We start from the raw sequence: 17,221 nt of genomic DNA, 5'->3' as shown, positions 1-17,221 counted from the left end.
GGGCTGCTCGCTGGGCTGCTCACTGTTTGGGTCGCTGGGCGGGTCGTCGGGTGGGTCGCTGGGTGGGTCACGAGGCGCTCGTCGTCGGCGGGGGAGGCGGAGGCGTGGGTGCCGGGGGCGGGGTGGACGTCGAGCCGGAGCCGCCCGAGGACGAGCTGCCGCCCGAGCCGCCGGGGGTGCCCCCGGACGACGTGCCGCCCGAGGAGCCGCCGCTCGAGGAGCCACCGGTGCCGCCGCTCGAGCCGGCGGAGGAGCTGCTGCCGGTCGAGCCGGTGCTCGTGCTGGTGCCCGTGCTGGTGCCCTGGCTCGTTCCCGTGCCGGCGGAGCCGGAGACGCTGCTCGGGCCCCCCTGGGCGGCCGCCTGGACGTAGACGGTGGTGACCCGGGTGCGGGTGGGACGCTCGCGCAGGACGACGCGGGGACGCTCGGCCCGCGACTCCTTGGCGTCGGCGCGGTCCGCCTGTCCACTCGCCTGCCCGCCCGCCTGGTCAGCGGCCTGGTCAGCGGCCTGGGCGGCGGCGGCCACCTGGCGCTCGTACCGCGCGACCTGCCGGGCGTAGCGGCGCTCGGCGCGGGCCTGCTGGGCGGCGGACTGACGGTCGGCGCGGGCCTGGTCGGCCTGCTCGGCGTCGTGGTCACGGGCCGCGACGCCCGCCGCGGCCGCGGTGCCGACCATCGCGCCCGCGGCGCCCAGCCCGGTGAGGGCCGAGACGAGCACGCGGAAGCGGTCCCGCGTCGCGGACGAGTAGGTCATGCCTTCAGTGATCGGCCGTTGCCCGGTCCTGCCCAGCGTCCGTCGGACAAGTTTGGGAGAAGAACCGGGCAGGACGTGCCCGGGTGCTGCACGGATCGGGTCGGCTGCCGATGGGGGAGACGTGCCCGAGACGAGCGACCTCCCGCCGCGCCCCGCCACCGGCGGAGGCGTCGCGCCCGCGCGTGCGGCCGGGCCTGCGCCCTCGACCTCGTCGGCGGTCCCGCCGGCGGCCATGGCCTCGCGCGGCCGCGGTGCGCGCTGGTGGGGGCCGCTCTCGGCGGTCCTGGTCCTCGGCCTGAGCGGCGGCGGGGTGGCCGCGGCCGCGGTCGTCTTCTCGGCCGCGCGGGGGGTCCCCGAGACCTCTGCGCCCCTGCCCGCCGGGCCGCTCGTGGCCGGTGGCCCCGCAGCGCCGGCCGGCCCCGGCGCGCCCTCCACCCGGGGACCCGGCGGCGCCTCCCGCGCCGCGGCGACCACCGCGACCCCCGCGGACCCGGCACCGAGCACGCGGGTGCGGTACGCGCCCTGCCCGGCAGCCGCGGTGCTCGAGGACGGGGTGTGCGTGACGGACGTCGTGGTGACCGTCGTCCTGCCCCCTCCGGCGGGTGGCCCGCCGCCGCCCCCCGACCTGGCGTGGGGCGAGCGCGACCTCGCCTGGGCCGAGGGCGACCTCGGCTGGGCCACCGTCACCCCGGCTCCCACGCCCGACTCCGCGACCGGCGCATCGGCGTCTCCGCCGGCGACCGCGACGAAGCCGAGCCGCCCGGCCGACCCCACGTCGTCTGCAGAGCCCACGTCGTCCGCGGAGCCCACCGTGAGCGCCGAGCCCTCCGTGAGTGCCACGCCCGACCCGACGCCCACCCCGGCGTCCACGCCGGCGCCCGTCCCCACCACTGACCCGACCCCCACCGAGCCGGACCCGAGCGGCCTGCCCACCGAGCCCACCGACGAGCCGACCGACCAGGCCACCGATCAGCCCGCCGCGAGCACCACGCTCGACCCGAGCGCGCTGCCGACGGGGCTGGCGGAGGTCACGCTCACGCCGGAGCCGACGGTCGTCGACCTGCTGCCGGGCGGCTGAGCAGCCCCCGTCGTCCACAGGCGAGGGCGGCGATGCCACCCACCGTCGGTGCCGCGTTCTAGGGTTCTCGGGTGCCCGACGAGCCCACCGACGAGCAGCCCGACAGCCCTCGCCCGCAGAAGCGGTCCGTGGCGTCACCGGAGTCCACCCGCGACTCCGTGGCGGCGCTGCTCGCGCGCGCCGTGGCGCAGCTCGGCGGCGCGGAGCGCGCGGGCCAGGTGGCCATGGCGCAGGCGGTCGGGGAGGCGCTGGTCAGCGAGGAGCACCTGGTCGTCCAGGCCGGCACCGGCACGGGCAAGTCCCTGGGCTACCTCGTGCCGAGCCTGCTGCACGACGACCGCGTGGTGGTCGCGACCGCCACGCTCGCGCTGCAGCACCAGCTCGTGGAGCGCGACCTGCCCCGCCTGGTCGACGCCGTGAAGGACGTCCCGGGCCTCGACACCTCCTACGCCGTCCTCAAGGGCCGCTCCAACTACGCGTGCCTGCACCGCGTGCGCGAGGGCGTCCCGGACGACCAGGGCGCGCTGGTGCAGCTGCCCGAGGGGTCGATGGGGGCGAAGATCCTCGAGCTGCGCGGCTGGGCCGAGAAGGAGGCCGAGGAGGGCGGCACGGGCGAGCGCGATGCGGCCCCCCGCCACACCGACCGCGAGTGGCGCCAGGTCTCGGTCAACCACCGCGACTGCCTCGGCGCGAGCCGCTGCCCGTTCGGGCAGGAGTGCTTCGTCGAGCTCGCCCGTGAGAAGGCGCAGCGCAGCCACCTCATCGTCACCAACCACTCGCTGCTGGCCATCGACGCCGTCGAGGGCGTCCCGATGATCCCGGAGTACGACGCGGTGGTCATCGACGAGGCGCACGAGCTGGTCGCGCGGGTCACCCAGGCCGCCACCGACGAGCTCACCGCCCTCGACGTCGACCGGGCCGCCAAGCGTGCGCAGCGCTACGTGGACGGGGACGCGGCCCACGACCTCGCGGACGCCGGCGACGCGCTGCGCGACGCGATCGCCGCGGCCCCGACCGGTCGCTTCGAGGCGCTGCCCGAGCAGCTCTCCGACGCGCTCCAGCTGGTCCGGGACGCCTCCCGCGCCTGCGTCTCGGCGTTCCCCAAGGAGCAGTCCTCGGACGGCGAGGGCGACCCGGGCCGCCAGCAGGCCCGCGGCGGCGTGCAGGAGCTGTTCGCCACGGCGGAGCGGATGGCGGCCGGGTCGCAGGCCGACGTCCTGTGGCTCACCGACGGCGGCGACCGCGGGCCCCAGCGCCTCTGCGTCGCCCCGCTCCAGGTGTGGGGGCAGATGCGGGACAAGCTGCTCACCGAGAAGACGGTCGTCTTCACCTCCGCCACGCTCATGCTGGGCGGCGACTTCTCCTCCGTGGCCACCAGCGTCGGGCTCAAGCCGAGCGAGCGGGTGGAGGTCGGCTCGGGCGGGCACGACGTGCCGGACGGCGTCCTGCCGTGGCGCGGCCTCGACGTCGGCAGCCCCTTCGACTACGGCCAGCAGGGCATCCTCTACGTGGCCCGGCACCTGCCGCCGCCGGGCCGCGACGGCCTGGTGAAGGCGCAGCTGGACGAGATCGTCGAGCTCGTGGACGCCGCCGACGGCCGCGCCCTCGGGCTCTTCTCCTCGCGGCGGGCCGCGGAGGCGGCGGCCGAGGAGGTCCGCAAGCGGCTGCCGCACCTCACCACGCTCGCGCAGGGCGACGCGCAGCTCTCCGAGCTGTCGGCGCAGTTCGTCTCCGACCCGCACACGGTGCTGTTCGGCACCCTCAGCCTGTGGCAGGGCCTGGACGTCCCGGGCGACACCTGCCAGCTCGTCCTCATCGACCGTATCCCGTTCCCGCGCCCCGACGACCCGCTCATGTCCGCTCGGCAGAAGGCCGCCGACGACGCGGGCGGCAACGGGTTCATGCAGGTGGCGGCCACCCACGCCGCGCTGCTGATGGCGCAGGGCGCGGGCCGGCTGATCCGCACGACGTCCGACCGCGGCGTCGTCGCGGTGCTGGACCCGCGCCTGGCCACCGCCCGCTACGGCGGCTTCCTCAAGGCGTCCCTGCCGCCGATGTGGACCACCACCGACGGCGGCGTCGTGCGCCAGGCGCTCAAGCGGCTGGCCGCCTCCGCGACCTCCTGAGCCGCGCCCGGGCGGGTCCCGGCCCGCACGCAGACAGTCCCTGACCCGCGGACCCTCCCGACGGCGTGTCGGGGGTCCGTGGGGCAGGGACTGTCGGGGAACGGGGCGCTGAACGCCTCAGAGGCGGCGCAGCACGGCGGTCACGACACCGAGGATGCTGGCGTGCGTGCCGTCGATCGGCTCGAAGGCCTCGTTGTGGGGGAGCAGCCAGACCTGGCCGTTCTTGCGGGAGAGCGTCTTCACGGTGGCCTCGCCGTCGATCATCGCGGCCACGATCTGGCCGTTCTCGGCGGTGTTGGCCTGGCGGATGACCACGTAGTCGCCGTCGCAGATGGCGGCGTCGATCATCGACTCGCCCTGGACCTCCAGCAGGAAGAGCTGGCCGTCGCCGACCAGCTGCTTGGGCAGCGGGAAGACCTCCTCGACCTGCTCCTCCGCCAGGATCGGCGCGCCGGCGGCGATCCGCCCGAGCACGGGGACGTAGGTGGCGCTGGGCAGCGCGTCGCCGACCCCGGTCTCGTCGAACTCGGAGTCGTCGGCCGAGGAGATGGCGCGCGGCTTCGCGGACTCCTGAGGCAGGAAGATCTCCATCGCCCGCGGGCGGTGGGGGTCGCGCTTGATGAAGCCCTTCTCCTCCAGCACCTTCAGCTGGTGCGCCACGCTCGAGGTGCTGGTGAGGCCCACGGCGTCACCGATCTCGCGCATGCTGGGCGGGAAGCCCCGGGCCTCGACCGCCTTCTTGATCGTGGCGAGCACCTTGAGCTGGCGCTGCGTCAGCCCCGCGGTGGAGGTGGGACGGTCCGGCAGCTCGGTGACCTTGCCCCGGCTGCCGCGGCCCCGCGTGCCCGTCTCGTCGGCCATCTGCTGCCTTCCTTCGCGCTCGTGGGTGCGTGCCCTCCGGCCGGTACCGGGAGGCTGCGCGCCTGGTGGTGGCCCCGCCGAGCGGGGCAGTGGCACCACCGTAGGGGGTTCGCGGCTCCGACCTCAAACATCTGTTCGAACGGGCGTGTCGGGGTGTCGGCCGTGGGGCCTGCTGGGTCCGTTCGCAGGTCCCGCGCTCGGCTTCGAACACCCGACCATCGAAAATTCGTTCGGTCAGGCCCTTGCGAGTGTTCGAACACCTGCTCTACCTTCGTACCTGTGTTCGATCGAACGCACGATCGAGCGGGACGCCGGCAGGGCCGGTCCAGACAGCCAGTGGCTGCTCCGGGACCCACTGTCGGTGGTCGCGAGTAGACCTTCCTCCCGCACGGCCGAGCACCAGAACGAGACGACCGCCCCAACGCCCCGCGACCGCGGGGCACTTCCCCAGGAGGCACCCAGATGAGCACCGCCACGATCGCCCCGCAGCACGTCACCCGCGTCCAGCGGCCCCGCGCCCCCCGCTCCACGCAGCGGCCGGCCCAGGGCGAGCTGCGGCTGACCCGCCGTGGACGGGTCGTCGTCGTGCTCCTCGGCCTCCTGGTCGCCGCCGCCGTGGCGGTCGCCTTCTCGGCCGTCTCGGCCGCCACCGACGAGGCGATGCCGACGCAGGAGATCGTCGTCGGGTCCGGGGACACCCTGTGGGACATCGCCGGCGAGATCAGTGCGGAGACCGGCGAGAGCGTCACCTCCACGATCTCGCTCATCGAGGACCTCAACGGCCTCGACAACGACATGCTGCTCGCCGGTCAGACGCTCGTCGTCCCGGCGAGCTGACCACCCGCGGCCACCCGGCCGCCGCGGCGCCCTGCGCCGCCCATCGACGTCGCCGGTCGCTTCGACCCCGGCCGGCGACACCAGGGGAACGCCGAGGGGCGGGCCGCGTCACTCACCCGACGCCGTCCGCCCCTCGCGCAATTCGCGGTCGGTGGTCGAGGTGCGGGGCCGGCCACAACCGAGCCTCGGGACGGGTCGGTGGTCGAGGTGCGAGGCCGGCCACGGCCGAGCATCGAGACCGCCCTACTTCTTGCGCCGCCCGCCCGGCGGGGTGCGCCGGACGACGGGGAGCGCCTGGGTCTCGTCGCTGACGGCGGGCTGCTCCGCGGTGGTGTCCGCCCCGCCGGGGGAGGAGTGCCGCCAGCCGCGGTGCCCGGCCGAGCGGTGCCCCGCCGCGCGGTGCCCGGCGGACCGGTGCCCGTTGGTCTCGACTCGGGGCGCGGGCTGCGTGGGTTCTGCCGCCGTGACAGGCGTGGGTGTCGGGGGAGTGGGGGGTGTGGGAGTCACGTACGGGTTCTCGAGCACCGTCGTCGCGTCCCAGCCACCCTCGACGGTCTGGGTCGCCGGGACGACGGCGGGGCCCGAGGTCGCGGTGGAGTCCTCGACTGACTCGGTGGCCGGTCGTGCGCCGGGGAGCGCCGTGAGGGTCCGGACGAGCCGGGCCAGGAGCATGAGCCCCACGAAGAGGCACGCGACGGCGCCGAGGCAGGCCAGTCCCAGGAAAGGCAGCGCGCTGGTGTCGCCGTCCCGCGCCGTGCGGCCGAAGTCGATGGCCGCCCAGACGAGGTAGCCCCACGCGGCGACGGCGAGGGTCATGCCGAGCGCGGGCAGCGCCAGGGCGCGGGCGCTGTTCCGCAGGCCACTCTCGCTGGAACGTGACGTGTCACCAGCGGACTCGTCCGCGGGCGGCGCGGGGGTCGTGGCGCCCTCGGGCTCGGCTCGGCGTGCTCCCCGACGGCGTCCCTCGCTACCCACGGGCCTCATTGTGACTGACGAGGCCAGAGGGCGGGTTGGTGATGGTGGGGACGGGTGTCGTACACCACCTGGGGTACGGCCAGCCCTGTCAGACGCGGGCGCCCCGCCCGGCGTCCGCACCTCCTCCGCGCCGGCTGGCCAGGTCACGACCTCGACACGATGTCAGGGCCGTCGGATGCACATCCGTGCCTCGCGCGCTAGGTTGCCGAGGTGCCCGGACTGCGGTGGGAGGAGTCTGCGCGCGGTGGGAGCACCCCGCGCGCGCCTCTGGGGCGCCTCTCCCGGCTGGACGAGGCGCTGGTCACGGCCGGCGACGTCGACGACGTCGCCCGGGCCGTCCTGCGCGACCTGGGCGCCCTGCCCGGCGTCCGTCGCGTGGGCATCGGCCTGACGGAGGGCGGGGGCCGGCGCGTCCGCTTCTGCGCGCAGGAGCACCTGCCCGCGGCCGGCGAGCCGATCCCGTGGTGCCACATCGACGCCTTCGAGGACGTCCCGGTGACCGCGGTGGTGCGCAGCGGCGAGCCGGTGCTGGCCGCCCTGGACGACGTCCGCGACCGCTTCGCCGCCCTCGTGGAGCGGGAGCTGGACGCGGGGTCGCAGTCCCTGGCCGCCCTGCCGCTGCCCGGCACGGGCTCGCCCATCGGGGCGCTCGTCCTCTTCTTCGACTCCACCGAGGGCTACGCGGGGGTGCGGCGCGAGCTGCTCCTCGCGCTGGCCGAGGGCGTCTCGGACGCCGTGCACCGCATCCACTCCCTGCACGACCGCGAGCAGGCCGCCGAGCTGTCGGAGGCCGAGGAGGAGCTGGAGGGCGACGCGCTGCGCGCCGCCGTCACGCTGCCCCGCGACGTCCGCGCGCCCGGGGTCGCCCGCTCCTTCCTCCGCGACGAGCTCGACCGCTGGGGCCTGGAGGAGGAGGTCGTGGAGAGCGCGCTGCTCTGCGTCTCCGAGGTGGTGACCAACGCGGTCAACCACGCGCACTCGCGCTCGCTGCTGCGGGTGAGCCTGCTCCACGGCGTCCTGACCGTGCTGGTGCGGGACCGGGGCTCCGTCGGCGAGGTCCGGCCCCCGGACGACGTGGACGACCCGCTGGCCGTGTGGGGCCGCGGGCTGATGCTGGTCGAGGCGGTCGCGGACCGTTGGGGCTCCGAGCGCGACGCCGCCGGCACGACCGTGTGGTTCGCCCTCGACGCTGCCTCCTGAGGCCCGCCTGCGCCTGCCCGGGTTCCCTGATTCGCCGGGTCCTCGGCGCGATCTGATCGGTCCACAGGTCCAGTCCCCACCCCGCTGGGTGTCGCGGGGCCTCCTCCACAGCCCGTCCGGGGTCGATCGGGCGTGCCCGAAGGGGTGCCCGCGTCGTCCTGGAAGAGGCGTGACCTGCGGCTTTTGACTTCCTTGACCGCGACGCGCCGAACAGGTTGCACGAGTGGTGGGGCGGAACTAGTGTTCCCACTACATCTAGTACTTACACGGATGTAGTTATCCACATCTAGTTGCACAGCAACCGGGGGATAGCCCACAGGACGGACGAGTTTCTCCACAGAGGAGGGGCTGGTCATCCACATCCGGGTCGAGTCTGGACCGCTCACCCCCCACGCGACGGCTCCCCGCCGCGTGACCCACCAGGACCTGTCGAGGAGGCTCCGAGATGCACTGCCCCTTCTGCCGCGCGAACGACACGCGCGTGGTGGACAGCCGCGTCACGGAGGACGGCTCCTCGATCCGTCGCCGGCGCACCTGCTCGGCCTGCGGCCAGCGGTTCACCACCGTGGAGCAGATGCAGCTGACGATCGTGAAGCGGTCCGGGGCGAGCGAGCCGTTCGAGCGGGAGAAGGCGGTGGCCGGCGTCCGCAAGGCGTGCAAGGGCCGCCCCGTGGACGAGGACCAGCTCGCCTGCCTCGGCCAGGCCGTCGAGGACGCGCTGCGGGCCTCCGGCTCCGCGGCCATCCCGGCCCACGAGGTGGGCCTCGCGATCCTCGGGCCCCTGCGGGAGCTCGACGAGGTCGCCTACCTCCGCTTCGCCTCCGTCTACCGCGCCTTCACCAGCGCGGCGGACTTCGAGGACGAGATCGCGCAGATGCGCCGCGACGGTGCGGCACGTCCCGCCCACGCTCCCGACGAGGCGCCGAGCGCCGACCGGGAGCCCCAGCCCGCCTCGACGGGCTGACCTGACCGCCCGGCCGGGAGTGGGGAAGCTGTCGGCCGGGCGCACCACGAATCCCCCTTCCTCCACCACGCAGCACGCGGACGAACCCCCGCTGTCGGTGGCCTCCGCTAGACCTGGACCCCTACCGGGGCCACGGCGGCGGCCCGCCGGGAGCGGCACCAGCAGGACCAGCACGAACACCCCCCACCAGACCCGGTGGCACGGCACCGGGACACGCACACGCGGGACAGAGGAGAAGCAGGCATGACGGAGACGCAGAGCGGACGCGCCAAGACGGGCACGCGGTCGCGCAAGACCGCTGGCGGTCTGAGCATCCAGCGGGTGTTCAGCACCGAGGGTGTGCACCCCTACGACGAGATCGAGTGGGAGCGCCGCGACGTCGTCCAGACGAACTGGAAGACCGGCGCGACCGTCTTCGAGCAGAAGGGCGTCGAGTTCCCGACGACCTGGTCGCTCAACGCGTCCACCATCGTCACCACCAAGTACTTCCGCGGGGCCGTCGGCTCCGACGTGCGCGAGTGGAGCCTCAAGCAGCTCATCGACCGCGTCGCCCTCACCTACGTGAAGGCCGGCAAGGACTTCGGCTACTTCAAGACCGACGCCGACGCCGAGGTCTTCGAGCACGAGCTCACCTGGCTGCTGGTCAACCAGTACTTCTCCTTCAACAGCCCCGTCTGGTTCAACGTCGGCACGAAGTCCCCGCAGCAGGTCAGCGCCTGCTTCATCCTCTCGGTGGACGACTCGATGGACTCGATCCTCAACTGGTACAAGGAGGAGGGCTTCATCTTCAAGGGCGGCTCCGGCGCCGGCCTGAACCTCTCCCGCATCCGCTCCTCCAAGGAGCTGCTCTCCTCCGGCGGCACCGCCTCCGGCCCGGTCTCCTTCATGCGCGGTGCCGACGCCTCCGCGGGCACCATCAAGTCCGGCGGCGCCACCCGTCGCGCCGCGAAGATGGTCGTGCTGGACGTCGACCACCCCGACATCGAGGAGTTCGTCGAGACCAAGGCCAAGGAGGAGGACAAGATCCGCGTCCTCCGCGACGCCGGCTTCGACATGGACCTCGGTGGCGACGACATCACCTCGGTCCAGTACCAGAACGCCAACAACTCCGTGCGCGTCTCCGACGAGTTCATGCGCGCCGTCGAGGAGGGCACCGACTTCGGCCTGCGTGCCCGCATGACCGGCGAGGTCATCGAGAACGTCGACGCCCGCTCGCTGTGGCGCAAGATCGCCGAGGCCGCCTGGGCCTGCGCCGACCCGGGCCTGCAGTACGACGACACCATCAACGACTGGCACACCAACCCCGAGACCGGCCGCATCACCGCGTCCAACCCCTGCTCGGAGTACATGAGCCTGGACAACTCGTCCTGCAACCTGGCGTCGCTGAACCTGCTGAAGTTCCTCAAGGACGACGACACCTTCGACTCCGAGCGCTTCGCCCAGGCCGTCGAGCTGATCATCACCGCGATGGACATCTCCATCTGCTTCGCGGACTTCCCGACCGAGCCCATCGGCCAGACCACCATCGACTACCGCCAGCTCGGCATCGGCTACGCCAACCTCGGCGCCCTGCTGATGGCGATGGGTCTGGGCTACGACTCCGACGGTGGCCGCTCGATGGCCGCGACCATCACCTCGCTGATGACCGGCACCTCGTACAAGCGCTCCGCCGAGCTCGCGGCCGTCGTCGGCCCGTACAACGGCTACCAGCGCAACGCCGAGGCGCACAACCGCGTCATGCGCAAGCACCAGGCCGCCAACGACAGTGTGCGCACCCTGCACGGCGCCGACGCCGGCGTCCACAAGCTGGCCACGCAGATGTGGGCCGACGTCGTGAAGCTGGGCGAGAAGAACGGCTTCCGCAACGCGCAGGCCTCGGTGCTCGCGCCCACCGGCACCATCGGCTTCATGATGGACTGCGACACCACCGGCATCGAGCCCGACTTCTCCCTGGTGAAGTTCAAGAAGCTCGTCGGCGGCGGCTCCATGCAGATCGTCAACCAGACCATCCCGCGGGCCCTGCGCAAGCTCGGCTACCAGGACGAGCAGGTCGAGGCGATCGTCGACTACATCTCGGAGAACGGGCACGTCGTGGACGCCCCGGGCCTGCGCCCGGCCGACTACGAGGTCTTCGACACCGCCATGGGCCAGCGCTCGCTCAAGCCCATGGGCCACGTGCGGATGATGGCGGCCTGCCAGCCGTTCCTCTCCGGCGCGATCTCGAAGACGGTCAACCTGCCCGAGTCCGCCACGGTCGAGGAGATCGAGGAGGTGTTCTTCCAGTCCTGGAAGCTCGGCCTCAAGGCGACCGCCATCTACCGCGACAACTGCAAGGTGGGCCAGCCGCTCGCCGACGCCAAGGCGAAGAAGGCGGACGCCCCGGCGGACGTCGAGACCGCCGAGGTCGTGGAGAAGGTCGTCGAGAAGATCGTCTACGCCCCGACCCGCAAGCGCCTCCCGAAGTCCCGCGTCTCGCGCACCACCTCCTTCACCGTGGGCGGCGCCGAGGGCTACCTGACCTCGGGTGCGCACGACGACGGCGAGCTCGGCGAGATCTTCCTCAAGCTCGGCAAGCAGGGCTCGACCCTGGCCGGCGTGATGGACGCGTTCTCGATCGCGGTCAGCATCGGCCTCCAGTACGGCGTGCCGCTGGAGACCTACGTCTCGAAGTTCACCAACCTGCGCTTCGAGCCCGCCGGCCTCACCGACGACGCGGACGTGCGGATGGCCCAGTCCCTCATGGACTACGTCTTCCGTCGCCTCGCCCTCGACTACCTGCCGTTCGACGAGCGCCAGGGCCTGGGCATCTACTCCGCCGACGAGCGCCAGCGCTACCTCGAGACCGGCTCGTACGAGCCCGCCGAGGAGACCGGCTCCGCCGCCGAGCTGCTCGAGACCCCGCCGACCGCCAAGGGCGCCCCCGTCGACGCCCCGGCCCCGGTGGTCGAGGAGACCCACGCCGTCCACGGCGAGAAGGCCCCCGAGGGCGCGGCCAAGAAGGCCCACACCTCCGCGGAGCTCCTCGAGGCCATCACCGGCACCGCCGTCGACAGCCCGCTGTGCTTCACCTGCGGCACCAAGATGCGCCCCGCCGGCTCGTGCTACGTCTGCGAGGGCTGCGGCAGCACGTCTGGCTGCAGCTGATCGGCTAGCAGTCACGGTCGGCCGCCCGACGCCTTACCGGCGTCGGGCGGGCGACCGTTGCGGCGTCGTCGCGGACCTTGGCCAGGTAGCGGGCAGGTTCGTCGGTAGTGCGCGCATCGAGATCGGTGCGCCGAGGTGCGGGGTGCGAGTGATGGTGTCTGCAGGCTGGTACGAGGACCCCGAGGACGCGACGCGGCTTCGTTACTGGGACGGTGCGAGATGGACGGAGCACCGTAGCCCTCGCCCTCCTGGGCGCGTCCCGTCGGCTTCAGGGCCGTCCGGCAAGTGGTACTTCGTGACGACCCTGCTGAGCATGGGTGTCCTGACCATCGTCCCGTTCTTCCACGCCGCCTCGCACCTGGGGCGGCCTGCGTTGCAGAAGGCGGGCGTCGCGCTCTCGTCCGTCGCGTTCATCTCGTTCGTGCTGGTGGGCCTGGCTCCCGAGGACGCAGAGGGAACCCCGACGGGCGTGCTGTCCACCATCGGGGCCTCGCTGATCCTGGCGGTGCTCGGCATCGCGTGTGCGTGGCTGATCGGGCTGCGCCGGGAGGTGTACTCCCGAGCGCCCGACGCCCCGAGCGTGCCCGCCGCCGATCCCAATCGCGAAGCGGTGGCACAGGTGGAGGCGCAGCGGCGAAAGCGCGCCGAGGCTCGACTGCTGGCCCAGCGAGACCCCGCGATGGCGCGCGAGCTCGGAGTGGGGGACCCAGGCCGGTCTGGGTATGACGACGGCGGTCTGGTCGACCTCAATGTCGTCTCCGCTGCGGACCTCGTGACCCGGTGCGGACTGTCGGCCGAGGTTGCGGGCAGGATCGTCGAGGCACGGGCAAGGCTCGGCCGCTTTCTCCAGGTGGAGGATGCCGTCCTGTTCGGGGACCTGGAGGAGCGGGAGGCGGCCGCGCTCCGGGAGCGCGGTCTCGTGATCGAGTGACGATCGGACCCTCGGCCAAGATATCTTGTGCGGCATGGACCAGGAGGACGCGCTCTTCGGGACCCCGAACGAGCCCCGCCAGCCCCCTTCGACGGGCCCCACGCCTCTGCCTGAGTGGCAGGTCTCCCTGTTGAGGAAGGCGTTGGACGCTCGCGGGCTGACCGGCATGGCTGAGCGTCAGGCCCTTGTCGAGGAGGTCGTGGGTCGACCGGTCACGTCCTTGCGTGACCTGACCTCCCGCGAGGCGACGGGAGCGCTGGAACGACTGGGGGAGGACCGGCGCCGGGCCGACACGGGGTCGAGCTGGGACGACCGGGTCGAGGACACCTGGATCGACAGGCTCTAGGGACGCCTATCGCTTCTCGATCAAGAAGAAGGGCTCCAGATCCGCGTCGTTTGCGACGACGCGCCACACGTTGCTCATGTCGTGGGACCGCACGTCGGGCCCAGCAGGTTCGAGACCCACGCCCAGGTCGTTGACGACCTCTCGCACGACGACCGCGTCGCCGAGGTCGGGCTCGCTGGCGGCCAGGACCTGGGTGACGGTGTCGGTGGTGGTCGTCTGCCACCAGCTCCGGCGAAACTCCTCGAGGGCCTCCTGCTCGGAGCGGGCCATGACCAGTCCCGTGACCAGGGTCCTGGTCGTCATCGAGATCTCGTACGTCGTGAGGTCTGCTGCCAGCTCGATGATGTCGTCATCCATGCGCGTAGCGTGTCAGACCTCTCGTCGCGTGCGACGCCCGGCCCGGTCCGGCACGTCGTGCGGTCGCTGCCTCCTAGCGCAGCCCCAGCTCCTCGATGCGTGAGCCGAGCGCGACGAGGTCGGGGTGCAGCGGTCGGCCTTCCACCTGCATGGTCAGGACGGCCTGGGCGACGGCTTCATCGATCTGCTTGGGGTCCTGGGGTAGGAGCTTGCGCCTGGTCAGCCACTTCTTGATGTTCCTCGGTCCGTCCGGGCCGGCCTCGCCGTGCCACTGGTCGATGAGGTCCGGCCACGGTCGTGGGGACGACAGGATCGTGTCGGGGTCCAGGTAGCAGATGACGTCCGGCAGGCTGAGGCCGTGCACCCTCACCCGGTCCAGGCGACCGAGGCGCTCGGCCCTGGATGCGAACTGGTGCAGGAAGAGCATCGAGTCGTTGGTCCGACCCAGCTGTCGGACCTCTTCGAGGGCTCGCCTCAGAGTCACCGGGTCATCGTCTCTGGCGGCCAGCGCGATCTGAGCAAGCGCATCGTTGCCCTGCTCACGGTCGAGGTCGTCGAGGACGATGAGCACGGGGGCGTCCGTGCCGTCGATGACGAGACGGGCGTCGGCGAGCGACCCGAGCCGTGTGCCGCCGTGGATGGGGAGGACCCCGGCCAGCGCGGAGTCCAACGAATCGCGGATCAACCCGGTGAACACTGCTTCGTCATGGATGCCCTCGACCACGAGCGTGAGCCTGCTGAGCGAGAGAAGGTCTCCGACCGAGAGCCCCGTGTCCGAGGCGCTCCGTCTGGTCGCGGTTCCGTCGACGAGGCTGAGCGCGTGCGTGACGGGGCGGACCGCGATGTCGTACGTGGCCTCAGGCATCGACACGAACATGGTGCTCACGGACGGGGAAGCAAGTAGCTCTGCCGAGTGCGTGGCGACGACGGCGGCGCCGTCGCGTCCCTGGGTCCAGCGGGTCAGGGCTGTCGGGAGGTGACGCTCCAGGTTCTTGTGGAGACCTGCCTCGGGTTCGTCGCACAGGAGGACGAACGGCACGGGTCGCTCTGCGCGGCCCGTCCACAGACGAAGCTGGCGTGCGATCTCGTGCCGGTGCACGGTGAGTGCCGTCAGGGCGGCGATCCCCGCCCACCGGCGCCGGGCGAACGAGAGGTCCTCCAACGCAGTCGACTCCGAGGACCAACGTGGCAGGCGCCCTCGTATCCAGTCCTCCGGCGTCAAGAGGTCCCAGGTCAGCGACCCCCACGTGGGCTGCAAGCACGAGACCAGCTCGTTGACAGAGGTCTCGATCTGGCGCATCGCCTCTGCTATGTCCTCCATGAGAGCAGTCCCGCTCTCGTCGAGAAGCTCCTCGTGTACGGGGTCCTCCAACGACAGCATGAACGCACGCGTGATCTCGTCAGCGTCCGGCAGGTCGGTGGTGACGTGGACGACGTCGGCGAGCGACATGCCGGCGACCTGGCCGAGGAACAACGAGGGGACCTGGAACGAGCGAGGCAGGGCGGCGAGCGTGCACGGTCGCGCATCGGTGCCCCAGTACGCCGGGTGGAAGCGGTCGTCGAAGGCTCGCGGGTCCGAGGACCGGGGCGAGCGTCGGTGCTGCCACGTCTGGTCCGTGCGGCGGAGAGCCTCCGATCCGAGGGTCGAGGCGGGCGAGCAAGCCAGGAACACCCCCCACGAGGGCGATTCTGAGCCCACCGCCCGGAACGTCAGCCGGCGCTCCGAGGCGGCTTCGCGCCATGCGCCCAGGAGAAGGTCGTCAGTGGGGTCATCGCGCTCCGCCCGGCCGTGAGCTTGGCAGATTCTCTCCACCAGGAGCTGCAGCAGGTCCTGGTCGGGCTCAGGGAACACCTCTCGTCGGTACAGGGCATCCAGCAGGGTCTGGCGCAGCGGGTCCCGTCGCACGCCGTCGCCGTCGGTCACCGGCATGAGGAACCGGGTGTGCACGTCCATCACGACGACGGTGCTGTCGCCGGGACCAGTCTGGTCCCACGGATACGTGCTCCGGCCCTGGAGCGTCATCGCGAGGAGGTTCAGGAGGGTGGACTTGCCAGCACCGTTCTCCCCGTAGAGAGCAGTGACCGTGTCGTCCAGCGGCAGGTGGGTGACCTGCTCCACGGGACCGCACCTCGCGAGCGTCACTCCGATGATCTCCAGCTGCGGTCCCGCGATCGGCATGCGGCGACCCTACCGAGACGTCTTCACGACCCTGACGGCCGGCCGGCCGCGTGGCGAGCCTTCGTGTCGCTGTCGGTCGTGCCGCATACCCTTCGTCACGTGTTCGACTTCGTGGACCTCTTCTCGGGCGTGGGCGGGTTCCACTCCGCGCTCGCCGGGCTCGGTGGCCGGGCGGTCCAGGCGTGCGAGATCGACGATCGGGCGGCCAGCGTCTACGAGCGGTCCTGGGGGCTCGCACCCGACAAGGACGTCCGCGTCCTGGCTCAGGACCCAGCCTCCAAGGTCCCGGACCACGCGGTGCTGACCGGTGGCTTCCCGTGCCAGCCGTTCAGCAAGTCGGGCCGCCAGCTCGGGATCAACGAGGAACGAGGGACTCTGTTCCAGGACGTCCTGGAGATCCTGGAGGTCAAGCAGCCCGCCGTGGTCATGCTGGAGAACGTCCGGAACCTCTCCGGGCCCAGGCAGCGGGGCGCCTGGGAAGCCATCCTCGCGGGGCTGCGGGACGCCGGCTACAAGGTCAACGACCGGCCTCTGGTGTTCTCCCCCCACCTCCTGAGGCCTGAGAGCGGCGGGGCTCCGCAGACGCGGGACAGGCTCTACATCATGGGCGTCCGTGTCGGCGTAGCTCGTGCCAAGGACGAGACCAGCTTCAACAACGCCGTGCTGCACCAGCCCGAGGATGGATGGAACCCAGCGGACTGGGAGATCGAGGGCTTCGTCGCCCGCGCGAGTCGCCACGGTGGTGACGTGGGGAGCTACAAGCTGGAGCCCTGGGAGGACCGCTGGATCGATGTCTGGGACCTCTTCGTCCAGATCCTCGACTCGCGTGGTGTACGCCTTCCCGGACATCCCCTGTGGGAGAAGTTCTGGTACCCGTCGTGGCCCCAGGACGAGCCGCCCTACGAGTCGATGCCGGACTGGAAGAAGCGGTTCGTGGACCTCAACCTGGATTTCTGGATGAGCAATCGTGCGGCGATCGACTTGTGGCGTGAGAGCGCCCCTGTCGAGCTGGCGAGCATGCCGAAGACGAAGCGCAAGCTCGAGTGGCAGGCAGGTCACGACGACGAGCACGGCAACCGCGTCCCCTACTCGATGCGCGAGGACAAGCTTGTCCAGTTCCGGCCAAGCGGAATCCGGGTAAAGAGGGCGAACTGGGCGCCGGCGCTGGTGGCGATGAACCAGACCTCGATCCTTGCGCAGCGGAGTCGGAGGCTCTCGCCCCACGAGGTTGCCCGTCTACAGGGATTCGAGCCTGGCGAGCTCGACTTCGGCGACCAGCCGGACAGTCAGAGCTACAAGCAGCTCGGCAACGCGGTGAACGTGGGCGCGGTGCGCCACGTGCTCCGCGAGTTCGTCTGGCAGAACCGCGACGACCTCCGAGATGCCGACCAGGGCGGCAAGGAGCTCTTCGCGACCCTGTTTCCCGACGAGCCGGCCGAGAGGCAGCGCCGCGGGGCGGCCTGCTGACG

General features: G+C 72.0%; 14 protein-coding genes. 9 read left to right on the top strand and 5 right to left on the bottom strand.

Annotated features, from left to right (window positions below):
- Nucleotides 1-67 precede the first annotated feature (67 nt).
- Nucleotides 68-754, bottom strand: coding sequence for a hypothetical protein (locus E8D37_RS19765; protein WP_168929660.1), 687 nt, complete (start codon nt 752-754; stop codon nt 68-70).
- A gap of 121 nt (nt 755-875) precedes the next feature.
- On the opposite strand from E8D37_RS19765, the gene E8D37_RS20530 reads away from it, so the two are divergent.
- Together E8D37_RS20530 and E8D37_RS06745 are read left to right on the top strand one after the other, a co-directional pair.
- The gene (locus E8D37_RS20530; protein ID WP_136568963.1) at nt 876-1,832 is read left to right on the top strand and encodes a hypothetical protein; all 957 of its coding nucleotides are present in this window, start codon (nt 876-878) and stop codon (nt 1,830-1,832) included.
- A 224-nt stretch (nt 1,833-2,056) separates the two neighbouring features.
- Entirely contained in the window at nt 2,057-3,958 is a 1,902-nt protein-coding gene (locus E8D37_RS06745; protein WP_240770250.1) for an ATP-dependent DNA helicase, read from the top strand.
- A gap of 117 nt (nt 3,959-4,075) precedes the next feature.
- On the opposite strand, the gene lexA is transcribed toward E8D37_RS06745, so the two are convergent.
- On the bottom strand, nt 4,076-4,819 hold the full coding sequence (lexA, locus tag E8D37_RS06740) for a transcriptional repressor LexA (RefSeq protein ID WP_136568962.1): 744 nt from the start codon (nt 4,817-4,819) through the stop codon (nt 4,076-4,078).
- A gap of 462 nt (nt 4,820-5,281) precedes the next feature.
- Here lexA and E8D37_RS06735 point away from each other — a divergent pair, with 462 nt between their 5' ends.
- Nucleotides 5,282-5,656 (top strand): LysM peptidoglycan-binding domain-containing protein, encoded by a 375-nt coding sequence (locus tag E8D37_RS06735; RefSeq protein WP_136568961.1) that lies wholly within the window; start codon nt 5,282-5,284, stop codon nt 5,654-5,656.
- Nucleotides 5,657-5,899: 243 nt separating this feature from the next.
- On the opposite strand, the gene E8D37_RS06730 is transcribed toward E8D37_RS06735, so the two are convergent.
- A complete protein-coding gene (locus tag E8D37_RS06730; protein WP_136568960.1) occupies nt 5,900-6,631 on the bottom strand; it encodes a hypothetical protein in 732 nt (243 codons plus the stop codon).
- Between the two features lie 210 nt (nt 6,632-6,841).
- Between E8D37_RS06730 and E8D37_RS06725 the strand changes: the two genes are divergently transcribed.
- The 5 genes from E8D37_RS06725 (at nt 6,842) to E8D37_RS06705 (ending at nt 13,216) form a co-directional block, all read left to right on the top strand.
- Entirely contained in the window at nt 6,842-7,831 is a 990-nt protein-coding gene (locus tag E8D37_RS06725; RefSeq protein WP_136568959.1) for an ATP-binding protein, read from the top strand.
- 445 nt (nt 7,832-8,276) lie between these two features.
- Entirely contained in the window at nt 8,277-8,795 is a 519-nt protein-coding gene (nrdR, locus tag E8D37_RS06720; RefSeq protein WP_136568958.1) for a transcriptional regulator NrdR, read from the top strand.
- Between the two features lie 243 nt (nt 8,796-9,038).
- Entirely contained in the window at nt 9,039-11,939 is a 2,901-nt protein-coding gene (locus E8D37_RS06715; RefSeq protein ID WP_136568957.1) for a vitamin B12-dependent ribonucleotide reductase, read from the top strand.
- 295 nt (nt 11,940-12,234) lie between these two features.
- Nucleotides 12,235-12,870: a helix-hairpin-helix domain-containing protein gene (locus E8D37_RS06710; RefSeq protein ID WP_240770228.1), complete on the top strand. Its 636-nt coding sequence runs from the start codon at nt 12,235-12,237 to the stop codon at nt 12,868-12,870.
- 166 nt (nt 12,871-13,036) lie between these two features.
- Nucleotides 13,037-13,216, top strand: a complete 180-nt coding sequence (locus E8D37_RS06705; RefSeq protein WP_136568955.1) for a hypothetical protein — start codon at nt 13,037-13,039, stop codon at nt 13,214-13,216.
- A 6-nt stretch (nt 13,217-13,222) separates the two neighbouring features.
- On the opposite strand, the gene E8D37_RS06700 is transcribed toward E8D37_RS06705, so the two are convergent.
- Both E8D37_RS06700 and E8D37_RS19760 read right to left on the bottom strand, forming a co-directional pair.
- Nucleotides 13,223-13,573 carry a hypothetical protein gene (locus tag E8D37_RS06700; RefSeq protein ID WP_136568954.1) on the bottom strand — a complete coding sequence of 117 codons (351 nt, stop codon included), beginning with the start codon at nt 13,571-13,573 and terminating at the stop codon, nt 13,223-13,225.
- A 73-nt stretch (nt 13,574-13,646) separates the two neighbouring features.
- A complete protein-coding gene (locus E8D37_RS19760) occupies nt 13,647-15,752 on the bottom strand; it encodes an ATP-binding protein (protein WP_168929659.1) in 2,106 nt (701 codons plus the stop codon).
- Between the two features lie 99 nt (nt 15,753-15,851).
- Here E8D37_RS19760 and dcm point away from each other — a divergent pair, with 99 nt between their 5' ends.
- Nucleotides 15,852-17,219, top strand: a complete 1,368-nt coding sequence (gene dcm, locus E8D37_RS06695; RefSeq protein WP_168929658.1) for a DNA (cytosine-5-)-methyltransferase — start codon at nt 15,852-15,854, stop codon at nt 17,217-17,219.
- Nucleotides 17,220-17,221 lie beyond the last annotated feature (2 nt).

Origin of the sequence: Nocardioides sp. GY 10127 (assembly GCF_004919085.1) — a bacterium.
GTDB lineage: Bacteria > Actinomycetota > Actinomycetes > Propionibacteriales > Nocardioidaceae > Nocardioides.
Note: the sequence above shows the minus strand (reverse complement) of the source record. Positions and strands in the feature narration are given on the sequence as shown.